Origin of the sequence: Arenimonas malthae CC-JY-1 (genome assembly GCF_000747075.1) — a bacterium.
GTDB classification, from domain to species: domain Bacteria; phylum Pseudomonadota; class Gammaproteobacteria; order Xanthomonadales; family Xanthomonadaceae; genus Arenimonas; species Arenimonas malthae.
Map to the genome: position 1 here is coordinate 154,040 of NZ_AVCH01000001.1, position 13,797 is coordinate 167,836.

The following is a 13,797-nucleotide window of genomic DNA, read 5'->3' on the forward strand; positions in this document are numbered from 1 at the left end:
TCAGTCCGGAGTATAGCCACCCCATTCGCCCCCCAAGACGGGGCCCCGGAGCCCGCCATGCGCCGATTCGACTACCCCGCCCCGCCGCCGTCGGAAATCACGCCCGAACCGGTCTACCGCGCCCGCCGGCAGTTGCTGGGCCTGGGCCTGGCCAGCCCGCTGCTGGCCCTGGCCGGCTGCGCCGGGGCCGAAGACGCCGCTCCCGTGGCGACCGCCGTCGCGGCCACCGACAGCCCCGACGGTTTCCGCACCCGCGAGGCCCCGACGCGCTGGGAGGACGTCACCAGCTACAACAACTTCTATGAGTTCGGCACCGGCAAGGCCGACCCGGCCCGCAACGCCCACACCCTCAAGCCCTCGCCCTGGGCCGTGGTGGTGGGCGGCGAAGCCGAGCTCACCGGCACCTTCGGGCTCGAGGATTTCCTGCGGCCGCACGCGGTGCAGGACCGCATTTACCGCCTGCGCTGCGTCGAAGGCTGGTCGATGGTGGTGCCCTGGCAGGGCGTACCGCTGGGCGAGGTGCTCCGGCGCTTCAAACCAACCTCGCGGGCGAAGTACGTGGCCTTCACCACGCTGGCCGACCCCGTGCAGATGCCCGGCATCCGCTTCCCGGCGCTGGACTGGCCCTACCGCGAAGGCCTGCGCCTGGACGAGGCCATGAACCCGCTCACGCTGCTCGCGACCGGCCTGTACGGCAAGCCGCTGCCGAACCAGAACGGCGCTCCGCTGCGCCTGGTCGTGCCGTGGAAGTACGGCTTCAAGAGCATCAAATCGATCGTGCGCATCGACTTCACCGAACGGATGCCCGCCACCAGCTGGAACCTGGCCCAGCCCTCGGAATACGGCTTCTACTCGAACGTGAACCCCGACGTGGACCACCCGCGCTGGAGCCAGCGCAGCGAGCGCCGGATCGCCGGCGAGGGCAACCGGGTGTTCGCCGAGCGCATCGCCACCCTGCCCTTCAATGGCTACGGCGCGCAGGTGGCGGCGATGTATTCGGGCATGGACCTGCGCAAATGGTTCTAGCGGCCCGCCGCGTCGACGCGCGCTGGGTCGGGCTGAAGGCGCTGGCGCACGCGCTGGCGCTGTGGCCGCTGGCCTGGCTGGTACGGGCGGTGGTCGAAGACGGCCTGGGCGCCGACCCGGTCGCCGCCATCACCCACTTCACCGGCGACTGGGCCCTGCGCCTGCTCCTTCTGGGCCTGGCGCTGACGCCCCTGCGGCGGCTGCTGGGACAGCCCTGGCCGCTGCGGTTCCGGCGACTGGTGGGACTGTATGCGTTCTTCTACGCCTGCCTGCACCTGGCCACCTACCTGGTGCTCGACCTGGGCGGCTTCTGGGCGCAGGTCTTCGAGGACATCGCCAAGCGGCCCTACATCACGGCCGGCTTCACCGCCTGGCTGCTGCTGTTGCCGCTGGCGCTCACGTCCACCCGCGGCTGGATGCGCCGGCTGGGTCGGCGCTGGGGACAGTTGCACCGGGCGGTTTACCTGGCCGGCGCACTGGCGGTGCTGCATTTCCTGTGGCTGGTGAAGTCGGACCTGCGCGAACCGGCGATCTACGCCGCGATCCTGGCGGTGCTCCTGGGGCTGCGCCTGTGGTGGCGGCTGCGCCGCCCGGCGCCTCAGGGCGCGTAGACCAGCAGCGCCGTCATGGCCGCCGCCAGCACGGTGGCCGCGGCGATCAACCACCACAGCGCGCCGGGGTCGCGGGCCGGCGGGACCGGCGCCGTCGGTTCGGGGCCGGGGGCCGGGTCGCGGGCGACGGGCACGTTCACCGCGGCCAGCGTTTGCGTATGCGTGGAGGCGGCGGGCTTGCCCGCGCCCGATTGCCCGCGCAGCGGCAAGCCGGGGGCCTCGAGCACGAAGCGGTGCTGTTCCACCACCAGTTGGTCGCCCGGCGACAGCACCGCGTCGCGCACCGGCACGCCGTTCACCAGGCTCGATTCGCCGCCGTTGCCGATGGCGCGCAGCACCACGCGGTCGCCATGCAGTTCCACCACGGCGTGCCGGTCGGCGACGGCCGGGTCGTCCAGGCGGATGTCGGCCGAGGGCGCGCGGCCCAGCGTGCGCGGTTCGGTGAGCGTGTAGCTGCGGCCGAAATGCTGGCCGCTCAGGCCGCGCAGCACCACGCGGGCGGCGGCCACGCGCTGGGCCTCGTTCATGGCGGCCGGGGCCGAGGCCGGGATGCGGCGTTCGATGGCGGGCTCGTCGTCGGCCCGGACCACCACGCGCAGCTTGTCCAGGCAGACCAGGTCGCCCGGCCGCAGCTGGGCCAGGCGCTGCACCGGCCGCGCATTGAGGTGCACGCCGGGCGCGCCGGCCGGCACCCGCAGCCACAGGCCGCGGCGGTCGCTGGTGAAACTGGCGTGGTGCGCGGCCAGGCCGCTGCCCGGCAGGCTCACCCGCAGGCCGGCGCGGCTGCCCACGGCGACCTCGCCCTGCAGGGGCACGTTCGGGTGTTCGCCGTTGGGAAACGTCAGTTGCATCCGGGGTCCTCCGCCCGCGAATCTAGCATGGCTGCCATCGCGCGCACCCTTGGTGGATACGGCAAAGCCAAGCAGAATAGGCCGTCCAGGAGGACCCCATGTCCCACATCGACATCCGCCGCAAGCACACCCGCAGCATCAAGGACGCCCGCGCCGCCATCGAGCGCGTCGCCGAGCACCTGGCCGAGAAGTTCGACGTCGAATACGGCTGGGACGGCAACACCATGGAATTCTCGCGCGGCGGCGTCGACGGTCACATCGCGCTGTCGGCCAAGGAAGTGCACGTGACGGCGCAGCTGGGTTTCCTGCTGGGCGCGATCAAGGGTCCGATCGAGCGCGAGATCCACCAGTACCTCGACCGCGAGTTCGGCTAGGCCCCTCGCCGAACGGATCGGGTTCGCCGGCGAACAGCCGCCGCGACACCTCCCGCTCCCGGCGGCCGATCGCCTCCAGGAACTCCCCCGCCCCGCCCAGCGCGTCGAAGGCGGAGAAGCCGCGTTCCAGGAAACCCTGCAGTTCGGACAGCCCGGCCGCCTTCGCCGGCAGGCGCGACGCCCGCAGCAGCTTGTAGACGCCGTGCTTGCGCACCGCCGCGTCCAGGGTCCAGCCCACGCCCAGGATCAATTCGATCTGGTGCCGGCGCAGGCGCGGGCAGCCGGCGGCGCGGTAAGCCGCGGCGTAGTCGTCCACCGTTATCGGCGCCCCGGGCCGGGGGCGCGCCGCCAGCGCTTCGGCCATGCGCAGGTCGAAGGCATGGCTGAGCACCGCCAGCTCGATCGCGTCCGTCGCCGCCACCAGCAGCGTGTCGGGCAGCAGCCGCGCCATCAGCGGCAGGATGCGCGCCACGTCGCGGTCGCGGGCGGAAAAATCGCGCTCGCCATAGAGGTCGGTCAGGAAGAATTCGGCGGCCGGGCGCATGCGCGGGCTGGCCAGGAAGTCGCGGAAGCTGTCGGCCAGCCGCTTCGCCTGCCAGGCGCGCAGCGGCGGCAGCGTGGCCAGGCGGTTGCGCGGCTCGCGCAGCGGGTCGTTGACCGCCTGCTGCCAGGCCAGGCGCTGGCCCAGGCGGTGGCGCTGCAGGGCATGGCTCATGGCCGTCTCGCCGGGAACGTCATGGTCACGGAAGCGTCGGAAGGGTTCACACTTGGGGAATGGCCGGAGCGGCTACAATCGCCGCGCCTTCGCAGGAGTTCCCCCTAGCATGCTTGTTCTGCAGCCCGCCCGGAAGCGCCAACCGCCCAGCCAGGGCCGCATCGGCCTGGCCATCGCCGGCGGCGGTCCCATCGGCGGCATGTACGAACTGGGGGCGCTGCGCGCACTGGACGTGGCCCTGGAGGGCCTGGACCTGACCCGGCTCGAGGTCTACGTGGGCGTCAGCTCCGGCGCCTTCCTCGCCGCCGGCCTGGCCAACCGGCTCGACACGGCCGAGATGTGCCGCATCTTCATCACCGGCGACAGCGACCAGGTGAAGTTCCAGCCGCAGATGTTCCTGCGCCCGGCCTTCATGGAATACGTTCGCCGCGCCGCCGCCGTGCCGCGCCTGGCCTTCGACTGGTGGAAGGACCTGCTGACCGACCCCACCGGCTCGCACCTGAGCGAGCTGGTCGGGCGCTTCGGCGGCGTGATCCCGACGGGCCTGTTCGACAACCGCGGCATCGAGCGCTTCCTGCGCCAGGTGTTCACCATCCGCGGCCGCAGCAACGACTTCCGCGAACTGGCCGCCAGGCTCTACGTGGTGGCGGTGGACCTCGACAGCGGCGAAGCCGTGCGTTTCGGCAGCAAGGACTGGGACGACGTGCCCATCTCGCTCGCCGTGCAGGCCAGTTCCGCCCTGCCCGGCCTGTACCCGCCGGTGGACATCCGCGGCCATCATTTCGTCGACGGCGCGCTGCGCCGGACCATGCACGCCTCCGTGGTGCTCGACCACGGCATCGACCTGATGCTGGGCGTGAACCCGTTCGTGCCCTTCAACGCCAAGACCGCCGGGCGCCCGCCCGAGGGCATGGCCAAGCTGTCCGAGGGCGGCCTTCCGGTGGTGCTGTCGCAGACCTTCCGCACCCTGCTGCAGTCGCGCATGCGCGTGGGCCTGGAGAAGTACGCCGAGCGCTACCCCGACGTGGACCAGGTGGTGTTCGAGCCCAACGAGGACGACGGCGAGATGTTCTTCACCAACGTCTTCAGCTACTCCTCGCGCCAGCGCGTCTGCGAACACGCCTTCCGCTCCACCCTCAACGACCTGCGCCAGCGCCGCGCCGAACTGGCGCCGGTGTTGGCCAGGCACGGCCTGCGCCTGCGCGACGAGGTGCTGGACAACCCCGCCGCATCGATCATGGACGGCCTGGGCCTGGCGCCCGCGCCGACCGAAACCACCGCCCGTTTGCGCCGCGCGCTCGACGACGTGGAAGTGCTGTTGCGCACCCGCCGGCCGAACCGCCGGCGCGCCGCCACGCCCCGCCGGCGCTGAGCAGAACCGCCGCGCAATGGTGTGAAAACTCTAGACACGGCGCGCAGATTGGCGCCACTCGGGCATCTTCGCCCACCCCAGACACCCCGGAGTCGAGACACCATGGCCAAGCTGAAGAAGACCGTCCGTGCCAAGGCCGCCAGCGCCAAGCGCCCGAAGTCCGCCAAGCCCGCCGACCTGCAGGCCAAGGCCGAGCAGATGTCGCGTTCGATCGTCGGCTCCGCGCAGCAGATCTGGATGGCCGGCATGGGTGCCTTCCACCGCGCCCAGGGCGAGGGTTCGAAGATGTTCGAGGCCCTGGTCAAGGAAGGCATGAGCATCGAGCAGACCACCCGCAAGCTGGCCACCGGCAAGGTCGATGCCGTGCGCGATGCCGTCGAGGATCGCGTGGGCGTGGTGCGCGAGCGCGCCGTCGACACCTGGGATCGCCTCGAGAACGTGTTCGAGACCCGCGTGCAGCGCGCCCTCAACCGCCTCGGCGTGCCGGGCCGCGAGGACCTGGCCGAACTCACCAAGCGCGTGAACGAACTCAACGCCGAGCTGCGCAAGCTGTCCAAGCCCGCCGCCTCGCGCCCGGCCAAGGCCGCCGCCAAGCCGGCCCGCAAGCCCGCTGCGAAGAAGCCGGCCGCGAAGAAGCCGGCGGCTCGCAAGCCGGCCAAGCCGCGCAAGGCCGCGCTGCCCAAGGCACCCAAGCCGGTGGCGCCGCAGGGCGAGTGAGCCCCTTCTTGTCCGCCAGCCACTGACGGAACCCGTTCGCTCCCTCCCCTTGCGGTTTCCGGCTGGCGGACAATTTATCCAGGCAAAGGGCCCGGCACTCGCCGGGCCCTTTGTTTTTCCGGGCCTTGGCCGGCGGCTTTCCGCGTTATCCTCTGGCACCCCCAGTCGCCCCCGCGCGGAGTTCCCGGATGTTCGGTTCCAGCCCCCTGATCGCCGCCGTCGTCGCCACCGTGGCCGCCCTGCTCGCGAGCAGCTGGTGGTTCGGCGTGCATCGTCGCCGCCTGGCGGAAACGCGGGCCGGCGTGCAGGCCCTGGCGGGCATGAAGTGGCGCGAATGCGCCGGGCTGGTGCTGCAGGCCATGGCCGAGAAGGGGTATGCCGAACTGCCGTCCAGCCGCCAGCCCGGCGACGGCGGCGCCGAGTTCCTGCTGGTCAAGGACGACGAGCGCTGCCTGCTGGGTTACAAACACGGCACCGCCTACCGCCTGGGCGAAGCGAACGTGCGCGATTTCGCCAACGCCGTGCAGCTCCAGGGCGCCGGCAGCGGCATCCTGGTGACCCTGGGCAGCGCCGAGGGTTTCGCCCGCGACCTGGCCCGCCGCTATGGCGTGGACCTGTTGGACGGCCGCAGCCTGTGGCCGCAGGTGGAGCCCTTCGCGCCGCCCGCCATGGTTGCTTCCATCCGCGACCAGGCCGCCCGCGAGATCCGCAAGGGCCAGCGCATCGGCATGGCCGGCAGCGTGCTGCTGGGCATCGTGGTCTTCATCGGCGGCTACCTGGCCACGGCGCCGGCCTCGGTCGAATCGCCCGCGCCTGCCGTGGCCACGGACACCGATGCCGCCGCCGCGCCCGCCACCACCGATGACGCAGCGGCCAGCGCCGAAGACGCGCCGGCAACCGCGGCGCCCGCAGAAACCGAGCCGCGTTTCGCCGACGAAGCCTCCCAGCAGGCCGACGCGGCCCTGCGCGAACTCGAGGAAGTGGCCAAGCTCACCGAACAGGAGCGCATGCAGCGCCGCCTGGCCGCCGCCACCGAAGTCTCGGAACTCGAGCAGGCCGACAGCGCGATCTGGTCCACCCAGTCGACCCTGGTGATCCGCATGGCCAAGGCCGACGGCATCGACACCGGCCTGGTGAACGACGCCTGCGCCATCCTCGTCAAGTACGAGGAGCTGCGCTACACCCGCCTGCAGCTCGAGCCGCCCGGCGACTCCACCGCCCCCGTGCGGTGGAGGCAGTGCCAGTAAGCCTTACCAGTGCACGCCGCGCATCAGCGCGGCGAACGCCACCTGTTCGTTGGTCGGCTTCTCGTCCTTGAGCGCCTTGCGGTCGCCCTTGGCGGCGGCCGAATCCGGGAACATCTCGAACGCGGTGTTCATGATCACCTCGTAGGCCTTCGGCACCAGCGCGTTGAGCGTGGCGGCGAAGATGCCCATGCGGGTGGCGACGCGGCTGGGCCGCTCGATGATGGCCTTGACCACCAGGTCGGCGGCTTCCTCGGGCGTGAGCGTGGGCACCGAGTCGTACATCTTGGTCGGCGCGATCATCGGCGTCTTCACCAGCGGCATGTTGATGGTGGTGAAGGCGATGTTCTTGCCGCTGAACTCGGCCTGGGCGCAGCGGCTGAAGGCATCGAGCGCGGCCTTCGAGGCCACGTAGGCCGAAAAGCGCGGCGAGCTCGCCAGCACGCCGATCGAGCTGATGTTGATGACGTGGCCGCGGCGGCGATGGGTCATGGCCGGCAGGAAGCCCATGATCAGGCGCAGGCAACCGAAGTAGTTCAGCTGCATGGTGCGCTCGAAGTCGTGGAAGCGGTCGTAGCTGAGCTCGATGGAGCGGCGGATCGAGCGGCCGGCGTTGTTGACCAGGATGTCCACCGCCTTGTGCTCGGCCAGCACCGTGGCCACCAGCTGGTCGCAGCTGGCCATGTCGGTGAGGTCGCAGGTGTAGGCCCAGCACTTGCCGCCGGCGGCGATGATTTCGTCGCGGGTCTTGAACAGCTCTTCCTCGCCGCGCGCCACGATGATGACCTTGGCGCCCGCCTCGGCCACCTTGATGGCGCTGGCCTTGCCGATGCCCGAGGAGCCGCCCGTGATCAGCACCACCTTGCCCGCCACGTGGCCGCGCAGCGTGCGGTCGATGAACAGGTCCGGGTCGAGGTGGCGCTCCCAGTAGTCCCAGATGCGCCAGGCGTAGCTGTCGAGCGCCGGCACGGTGATCTTGCTGCCCTTGAGGGCGCGCTCGACCACGCGGGTGTCGAAGCGCGTCGGGTAGGTGATGAAGGCCAGCGTGGCCGGCGGCAGCTTCAGGTCGCGCAGCATCATGTTGGTGAAGCGCTTGACCGGCGGCAGGTTGGTGACCGCGCTGCGCACCGCGCCCGGCACCACGGCCAGCATGCGGGCGTCCAGGCGCATGGTCATCTCGGGCGCGTGGGCGGCGCGGCAGAAGGTGTTCATCAGCTCGCCGAAGCGCATAGGCTCCGGGTCCACCAGGTGGAAGCACTGGCCGTCCAGGCCCTTCTTGTGGGCGATGTGGTCCATGGCGTCGGCCACGAAGTCCACCGGCACCACGTTGATGCGACCGCCTTCGATGCCCAGCGTGGGCACCCACTGCGGCAGCGCCTGGCGCATCTTCTTGATGAGCGTGAACAGGTAGTAGGGGCCGTCGATCTTGTCCATCTCGCCGGTCTTCGAATGGCCGATGACCATCGACGGGCGGTAGATGCGGAACGGCACCTTGCACTCCTTGCGCACGATGCCTTCCGACTCGTGCTTGGTGCGCAGGTAGGGATCCTTCAGGCCCTCGGCTTCCTCGAACATGTCCTCGCGGAACACGCCCGGGTAGAGGCCGGCGGCGGCGATGGAACTGGTGTGGTGGAAGCAGCCGGCCTTGAGCGCGGCGGCCAGCTCGACCGCATTGCGGGTGCCGTCGATGTTGGCCACCTGCTGCGAGGCCGCGTCGGCCGACAGGTCGTAGATGGCGGCGAGGTGGAAGAAGTGCTGGATCTTGCCCTGCAGCGCCTTGATCTTGGCCGGCGCCAGGCCCAGCTTCGGCTTGGACAGGTCGCCGGTGACCACCACGATGCGCTTGCGGTCCCAACCCATCGAGGTGGCGATGGCGTCGAGCTTCTTCTCCGAGCCCTTGCGCACCAGCACGTGCACGGTGCCCCTGCGCTTGAGCAGGTTGCTGACCAGGAAACGCCCGATGAAACCCGTGGCGCCGGTGACGAAATATGCCATGACAACTCCCCTGCCCTTGGATGAGCGCCGGCCTGGGCGGCCGGGCGAATGCGACTAACTTGCCAGAGCGCCCGTGCGCCGGCAAACATCGCGTTGACCGTCCCCGGGGGGCGTGATATCACCTCGGGTCCAACCGTGGGGAAACACCAGATGGCCGACCTGAAAGCCGAGTTCCAGAAAGCCGCCCAGGACGTGATGAGCCTGCCGGACCGGCCGGACAACGACACCATGCTCCGCCTCTACGCCCTCTACAAGCAGGGTTCGGAGGGCGACGTAAGCGGCCCCAAGCCGGGGTTCTTCGACTTCGTCGGCACCGCCAAGTACGAGGCCTGGGAAAAGCTGGCCGGGACCAAGCCCGAGGACGCGATGAAGAAGTACGTCGACCTCGTGAAGAAGCTGCGCGGCTGACGCCGCCGATGGCCAGGCAGACCCGCCAACGCATCCTCGACGCCTCCCTCGCCATGTTCAACGAACAGGGCGAGCCGAACGTCACGACCAACCACATCGCCGACGAGCTGGAAATCAGCCCGGGCAACCTCTACTACCACTTCCGCAACAAGGACGACATCATCGAGCAACTGTTCGCGCGCTATGAAGAGCGCATGGACACCGCCCTGGTGGCGCCCGAGGGCCGGCTGCGGGACCTGGAGGACATCTGGCTGCAGCTGCACCTGGTGTTCGAGGCCATCTGGGACTACCGCTTCCTCTACCGCGACCTGGTGGACATCCTCAGCCGCAACCGGCGCCTGCGCCTGCGCTTCGCCCGCATCCTCAAGCGGGCCGCCGACAACGCCACCTCGGGCATGCGCGGGCTGGTCCAGGCCGGGGTCATGCGGGCCTCGGCCGCCGAAGTCGAGGCCACGGCCACCAACATCCTGGTCCTGGCCACCTTCTGGCTCAACTACGCCAGCGTGCGCGGCGACCGGGACGAGCACGAGGCCATCCGCCGGGGCATCGTGCAGGTGATGATGCTGCTCTCGCCCCTGCTCCGGGACGCCGAGCGCCTGCACCTCAACAACCTCACCCAGGCCTACCTGGACTGAGCCGCCGGGCGCCCGGCGCCTGCCCAAACGCTTGTATTGCAAGCCGTTTTGGACTCGGCTATACTTCCGCTTCTTTATCGCCCCAACCCCTTTAAGGAATTGCCATGAAAGTGCTTTCGTCCCTGAAGTCGGCGAAGACCCGCCATCGCGACTGCAAGGTCGTGCGCCGTCGCGGCAAGGTCTTCGTGATCTGCAAGTCCAACCCGCGTTTCAAGGCCCGCCAGCGCTGAGCGCAGGCCGCCACCGGGTTACCGCGAAGACGCCGGCGAAAGCCGGCGTTTTCCGTTGTGGCCCCCGGGAAGCCGCCATGGCGCGCCCCGGCGGGTTTTGCGATGATTCCGGGCCCAGCCGTCATTCCGACGGCACCCGCGGAGGTGCACCATGAAGGCCCTGACCCTTTCCCTGGCGCTCGCTGCCGGCCTGCTGCTGCAGGCGCCGGCATCCGCCGACACCCTGCTCGTGGACCGCGTGAAGGCCGAGACCCAGGCCATGCCGGCCCGGGGCCAGTCCATGGCCCAGGTCGAAGCCAGCTTCGGCGCCCCCGAGCGCAAGCACGCCGCCATCGCCGGCCCGGGCGACAGCAAGCACAACCCGCCGATCACCCGCTGGGACTACGCCGGTTTTTCGGTGTACTTCGAGCACAGCCACGTCATCGACGCGGTGGCCGCCAAGGCCAACCCGAACGAGATCGGCCCCAAGCCCGTCCAGTAAACCAGCATGTCCGAACTCCAGCGCTTCCCGGCGGAATGGGAACCCCAGTCCGCCGTCCTGATCGCGTGGCCGCACGAAGGCACCGACTGGGCCGAACGGCTCGCCCAGGTCGAACAGACCTACGTCGCCCTCGTGGCCGCCGTCACCCGCTTCCAGCAGGCGCTGGTCTGCGTGGCCGGCCCGTCCCTGCGCGAACGCGCCGCCCGCCTGCTCGGCTCGGCCGGGGTGGACCTGGCCCGGGTCCGTTTCTTCGAGGTGGAGTACGACGACACCTGGCTGCGTGACTCGGGCCCCATCACCCTGCGCGATGGCGCCGGCTTCCGCCTGCTCGACTTCCACTTCACCGCCTGGGGCGGCAAGTTCGAGGCCGGGCTGGACGACCAGCTGGTGGGCAAGCTGCACGCCGCCGGCGTGTTCGGCGCCGCCACGCACCAGCGCATCGATTTCGCGCTCGAGGGCGGCGGCATCGAGACCGACGGCCAGGGCAGCCTGCTCAGCACCTGGCGCTGCCTGCACGAACGGCACCCGGACAAGTCGCGCGAGGAAATCACCGCCATCCTCGAGAAGGCGCTGGCGCAGTCGCGCACGCTCTGGCTCGAACACGGCTACCTCGAGGGCGACGACACCGACGCCCACATCGACACGCTGGCGCGCTTCGCTGCGCCCGACGCCATCGTGTTCCAGGCCTGCGACGACCCCGCCGACGGCCATTACCACGAGCTCACCGCCATGGCCGGCGAAATCGCGGCGCTGCGCACCCGCGACGGCCAGCCCTACCGGCTGTTCCCGCTGCCCTGGGCCAAGCCCATCCTGGACGACGGACGGCGCCTGGCGGCGTCGTACGCCAACTTCCTGATCATCAACGGCGCGGTGCTGATGCCGGCCTACGGCGACCCGGCCGACGGCGCCGCCGCCGCGGTGCTGGCCGCCGCCTTCCCCGGCCGCGAGATCGTGCCGGTGAACTGCCGCCCGCTGATCTGGCAGAACGGCAGCCTGCACTGCGTCACCATGCAACTTCCCGAAGGCCTGCTGGCATGAACAAGAAAACCCTGAGCGTCGCCCTGGTGCAGGACCGCGACCACGGCAGCGTCGAGGCTAACCTGGCCAACATCGAGGCCCGCGTCGCCGAGGCCGCGGCCCGCGGCGCGAAGCTGGTGCTGCTGCAGGAACTGCACAACGGCGCCTACTTCTGCCAGCACGAGGCCACCGCCGAGTTCGACCGCGCCGAACCCATCCCGGGCCCCAGCACCGAAAGGCTGGGCGCGCTGGCGAAGAAGCACGGCGTGGTGCTGGTGTCCTCGCTGTTCGAGCGCCGCGCCGCCGGGCTCTACCACAACACCGCGGTGGTTTTCGAAGCCGACGGCTCCATCGCCGGCAAGTACCGCAAGATGCACATCCCCGACGACCCGGGTTTCTACGAGAAGTTCTACTTCACGCCCGGCGACCTCGGCTTCGAACCCATCGACACCTCGGTCGGCCGCCTGGGCGTGCTGGTGTGCTGGGACCAGTGGTACCCGGAAGCCGCGCGCCTGATGGCGCTGGCCGGCGCCGACCTGCTGCTCTACCCCACCGCCATCGGCTGGGACCCGGACGACGTACAGGATGAAAAGGACCGCCAGCGCGGCGCCTGGATGCTCAGCCACCGCGGCCACGCGGTGGCCAACGGCCTGCCGGTGCTGAGCTGCAACCGCGTCGGCCACGAACCCTCGCCGCTCGGTGCCTCGGGCATCCGCTTCTGGGGCAGCAGCCACGTGCTGGGCCCGCAGGGCGAATTCCTGGCCGAGGCCGGCACCGACGAGGCCACGATCCTGGTGGCCGAGGTGGACCTGGGCCGCAGCGAGCAGGTGCGCCGCATCTGGCCCTTCCTGCGCGACCGACGCATCGATGCCTACGGCGACCTGCTCAAGCGGTACCGCGATTGAACGCTCCCGACCCGGCCGTGGCTGACGGCCTGCACGACCAGCCCCACGCCATCGTCGAACGCGACGGCGTGCGCTACACCCTGCTTGGCACCGCGCATGTGTCGCAGGCCAGCGTGGACGCGGTGAACGCCGCGCTCGCCAGCGGCCGCTACGACACCATCGCCGTCGAACTCGACGAGCAGCGCCACCGCGCCCTCACCGACCCCGACGCGCTGTCGAAGCTGGACCTGTTCCAGATCCTGCGCGAGGGCAAGACCGGCCTGGTGGCCGCGAACCTGGCGCTGGCCGCTTACCAGCGCCGGCTGGCCGAACAGCTCAAGGTGGAACCCGGCGCCGAGCTCAAGGCCGCCGCCACCGGCGCCACCGAGCGCGGCCTGCGCCTGGCCCTGGTCGACCGCGACGTCGGCATCACCCTGCGCCGCGCGTTCGGCGGCCTGGGCTTCTGGGGCCGCACCAAGCTCATTGCCGGGCTCGGCGCCAGCCTGCTGGCGGACGAAACCGTCGAGGCGGACGAGATCGAACGGCTCAAGAAGGGCGACTTCCTCGAGGCCAGCTTCGGCGAATTCGCCGCCGGCAGCCCGCCGCTGTACAACGCGGTCATCGCCGAACGCGACCGGTTCATGGCCTCTCGCCTGCGCCAGGTAGGCGCGGAAGGCGGCAAGGAAGTGCTGGCCGTGGTTGGCGCCGGCCACCTCAAGGGCCTGGCCGAACACCTGCGCAACGACCAGGACGCGCCGCAGCCGGCGCTGGACGCGCTCAACGCGCTGCCCAAGTCCAGCGACGTCCCCTGGTTCACGATCTTCCTGGCGGTGTTCCTGCTGGGCGGTTTCGCCTGGGGCTACTGGCAGGGCGGCGCCGAGCTGGGTGGCGAGCTGGTGCTGCAGTGGGCGCTGATCACCGCCGCGGGCGGCGCGCTGGGCTGCCTGGCGGCCGGTGGCCACCCGCTGAGCATCCTGGCGGCGGCCATCTCCTCGCCGCTCACGCCGCTGCACCCGGCGCTGGCCTCGGGTACCGTGAGCGCCCTGGTCGAAGCCTGGGCGCGCAAGCCCACCTACGCTGATTTCCTGCGCCTGCGCGACGACACCGGCCATCTTTCCGGCTGGTGGAAGAACCGCGTCGCGCGCGTGCTGGTGAACTTCTTCCTCACCAGCCTGGGCACCGCCGTCGCCGTGTGGATCGGCGGCGCCAACCTGATCAGCAAGCTGTCCTGAGACCC

At 70.4% G+C, this 13,797-nt stretch carries 15 protein-coding genes and 1 pseudogene; 13 read left to right on the forward strand and 3 right to left on the reverse strand.

The features are described from left to right. The first annotated feature begins 57 nt into the window (after nt 1-57). Together msrP and N790_RS00715 are read left to right on the forward strand one after the other, a co-directional pair. Nucleotides 58-1,026: a protein-methionine-sulfoxide reductase catalytic subunit MsrP gene (msrP, locus tag N790_RS00710; RefSeq protein WP_043799560.1), complete on the forward strand. Its 969-nt coding sequence runs from the start codon at nt 58-60 to the stop codon at nt 1,024-1,026. Further along, nucleotides 1,017-1,668, forward strand: a pseudogene (locus N790_RS00715) (protein-methionine-sulfoxide reductase heme-binding subunit MsrQ); the annotation flags it as partial. The gene msrP and the pseudogene N790_RS00715, both read left to right, overlap by 10 nt. Here the strand turns inward: N790_RS00715 and N790_RS00720 are convergent. Beyond that, a complete protein-coding gene (locus tag N790_RS00720; RefSeq protein ID WP_043799562.1) occupies nt 1,625-2,488 on the reverse strand; it encodes an FHA domain-containing protein in 864 nt (287 codons plus the stop codon). The pseudogene N790_RS00715 and the gene N790_RS00720 sit on opposite strands and share 44 nt — an antisense overlap. A 98-nt stretch (nt 2,489-2,586) precedes the next feature. Here N790_RS00720 and N790_RS00725 point away from each other — a divergent pair, with 98 nt between their 5' ends. Beyond that, complete coding sequence (locus N790_RS00725; RefSeq protein ID WP_043799564.1) at nt 2,587-2,862, forward strand: polyhydroxyalkanoic acid system family protein; 276 nt, start codon at nt 2,587-2,589, stop codon at nt 2,860-2,862. On the opposite strand, the gene N790_RS00730 is transcribed toward N790_RS00725, so the two are convergent. Further along, complete coding sequence (locus N790_RS00730) at nt 2,807-3,577, reverse strand: DUF8198 family protein (RefSeq protein WP_245593717.1); 771 nt, start codon at nt 3,575-3,577, stop codon at nt 2,807-2,809. The genes N790_RS00725 and N790_RS00730 overlap by 56 nt on opposite strands. 109 nt (nt 3,578-3,686) lie before the next feature. Between N790_RS00730 and N790_RS00735 the strand changes: the two genes are divergently transcribed. The 3 genes from N790_RS00735 to N790_RS00745 all read left to right on the forward strand — a co-directional run bounded on the left by N790_RS00735 (nt 3,687) and on the right by N790_RS00745 (nt 6,913). Beyond that, a complete protein-coding gene (locus N790_RS00735; RefSeq protein ID WP_043799566.1) occupies nt 3,687-4,949 on the forward strand; it encodes a patatin-like phospholipase family protein in 1,263 nt (420 codons plus the stop codon). A 102-nt stretch (nt 4,950-5,051) separates the two neighbouring features. Beyond that, nucleotides 5,052-5,666 (forward strand): phasin family protein, encoded by a 615-nt coding sequence (locus tag N790_RS00740; protein ID WP_043799569.1) that lies wholly within the window; start codon nt 5,052-5,054, stop codon nt 5,664-5,666. Between the two features lie 188 nt (nt 5,667-5,854). Then, the gene (locus tag N790_RS00745; RefSeq protein WP_043799571.1) at nt 5,855-6,913 is read left to right on the forward strand and encodes a restriction endonuclease; all 1,059 of its coding nucleotides are present in this window, start codon (nt 5,855-5,857) and stop codon (nt 6,911-6,913) included. Nucleotides 6,914-6,916: 3 nt separating this feature from the next. Here the strand turns inward: N790_RS00745 and N790_RS00750 are convergent, their stop codons facing one another. Next, nucleotides 6,917-8,905, reverse strand: a complete 1,989-nt coding sequence (locus N790_RS00750; protein WP_043799573.1) for an SDR family oxidoreductase — start codon at nt 8,903-8,905, stop codon at nt 6,917-6,919. 150 nt (nt 8,906-9,055) lie between these two features. Between N790_RS00750 and N790_RS00755 the strand changes: the two genes are divergently transcribed. The 7 genes from N790_RS00755 to N790_RS00785 all read left to right on the forward strand — a co-directional run bounded on the left by N790_RS00755 (nt 9,056) and on the right by N790_RS00785 (nt 13,792). After that, the gene (locus N790_RS00755) at nt 9,056-9,313 is read left to right on the forward strand and encodes an acyl-CoA-binding protein (protein WP_043799575.1); all 258 of its coding nucleotides are present in this window, start codon (nt 9,056-9,058) and stop codon (nt 9,311-9,313) included. An 8-nt stretch (nt 9,314-9,321) separates the two neighbouring features. Next, on the forward strand, nt 9,322-9,948 hold the full coding sequence (locus N790_RS00760) for a TetR/AcrR family transcriptional regulator (RefSeq protein WP_043799577.1): 627 nt from the start codon (nt 9,322-9,324) through the stop codon (nt 9,946-9,948). 104 nt (nt 9,949-10,052) lie between these two features. Beyond that, the gene (ykgO, locus tag N790_RS00765) at nt 10,053-10,178 is read left to right on the forward strand and encodes a type B 50S ribosomal protein L36 (RefSeq protein WP_005913193.1); all 126 of its coding nucleotides are present in this window, start codon (nt 10,053-10,055) and stop codon (nt 10,176-10,178) included. Between the two features lie 151 nt (nt 10,179-10,329). Continuing rightward, complete coding sequence (locus tag N790_RS00770; protein WP_043799580.1) at nt 10,330-10,659, forward strand: hypothetical protein; 330 nt, start codon at nt 10,330-10,332, stop codon at nt 10,657-10,659. Between the two features lie 6 nt (nt 10,660-10,665). Then, nucleotides 10,666-11,697, forward strand: coding sequence for an agmatine deiminase family protein (locus N790_RS00775; RefSeq protein ID WP_043799582.1), 1,032 nt, complete (start codon nt 10,666-10,668; stop codon nt 11,695-11,697). After that, complete coding sequence (locus N790_RS00780) at nt 11,694-12,581, forward strand: carbon-nitrogen hydrolase (protein ID WP_043799584.1); 888 nt, start codon at nt 11,694-11,696, stop codon at nt 12,579-12,581. Before N790_RS00775 ends, N790_RS00780 begins: the two co-directional genes overlap by 4 nt. Continuing rightward, entirely contained in the window at nt 12,578-13,792 is a 1,215-nt protein-coding gene (locus N790_RS00785) for a TraB/GumN family protein (RefSeq protein ID WP_043799586.1), read from the forward strand. The genes N790_RS00780 and N790_RS00785 overlap by 4 nt, the downstream gene beginning before the upstream one ends. Nucleotides 13,793-13,797 lie beyond the last annotated feature (5 nt).

What these genes read in the sequence shown, in the direction of transcription:
- N790_RS00775 (WP_043799582.1), top strand. Translation starts at nt 10,666, where the DNA reads ATGTCCGAACTCCAGCGCTTCCCGGCGGAATGGGAACCCCAGTCCGCC.
- N790_RS00750 (WP_043799573.1), bottom strand. Translation starts at nt 8,905, where the DNA reads ATGGCATATTTCGTCACCGGCGCCACGGGTTTCATCGGGCGTTTCCTG.
- N790_RS00770 (WP_043799580.1), top strand. Translation starts at nt 10,330, where the DNA reads ATGAAGGCCCTGACCCTTTCCCTGGCGCTCGCTGCCGGCCTGCTGCTG.
- N790_RS00730 (WP_245593717.1), bottom strand. Translation starts at nt 3,577, where the DNA reads ATGAGCCATGCCCTGCAGCGCCACCGCCTGGGCCAGCGCCTGGCCTGG.
- N790_RS00760 (WP_043799577.1), top strand. Translation starts at nt 9,322, where the DNA reads ATGGCCAGGCAGACCCGCCAACGCATCCTCGACGCCTCCCTCGCCATG.
- msrP (WP_043799560.1), top strand. Translation starts at nt 58, where the DNA reads ATGCGCCGATTCGACTACCCCGCCCCGCCGCCGTCGGAAATCACGCCC.
- N790_RS00735 (WP_043799566.1), top strand. Translation starts at nt 3,687, where the DNA reads ATGCTTGTTCTGCAGCCCGCCCGGAAGCGCCAACCGCCCAGCCAGGGC.
- N790_RS00780 (WP_043799584.1), top strand. Translation starts at nt 11,694, where the DNA reads ATGAACAAGAAAACCCTGAGCGTCGCCCTGGTGCAGGACCGCGACCAC.
- N790_RS00740 (WP_043799569.1), top strand. Translation starts at nt 5,052, where the DNA reads ATGGCCAAGCTGAAGAAGACCGTCCGTGCCAAGGCCGCCAGCGCCAAG.
- N790_RS00745 (WP_043799571.1), top strand. Translation starts at nt 5,855, where the DNA reads ATGTTCGGTTCCAGCCCCCTGATCGCCGCCGTCGTCGCCACCGTGGCC.
- N790_RS00755 (WP_043799575.1), top strand. Translation starts at nt 9,056, where the DNA reads ATGGCCGACCTGAAAGCCGAGTTCCAGAAAGCCGCCCAGGACGTGATG.
- N790_RS00720 (WP_043799562.1), bottom strand. Translation starts at nt 2,488, where the DNA reads ATGCAACTGACGTTTCCCAACGGCGAACACCCGAACGTGCCCCTGCAG.
- ykgO (WP_005913193.1), top strand. Translation starts at nt 10,053, where the DNA reads ATGAAAGTGCTTTCGTCCCTGAAGTCGGCGAAGACCCGCCATCGCGAC.
- N790_RS00725 (WP_043799564.1), top strand. Translation starts at nt 2,587, where the DNA reads ATGTCCCACATCGACATCCGCCGCAAGCACACCCGCAGCATCAAGGAC.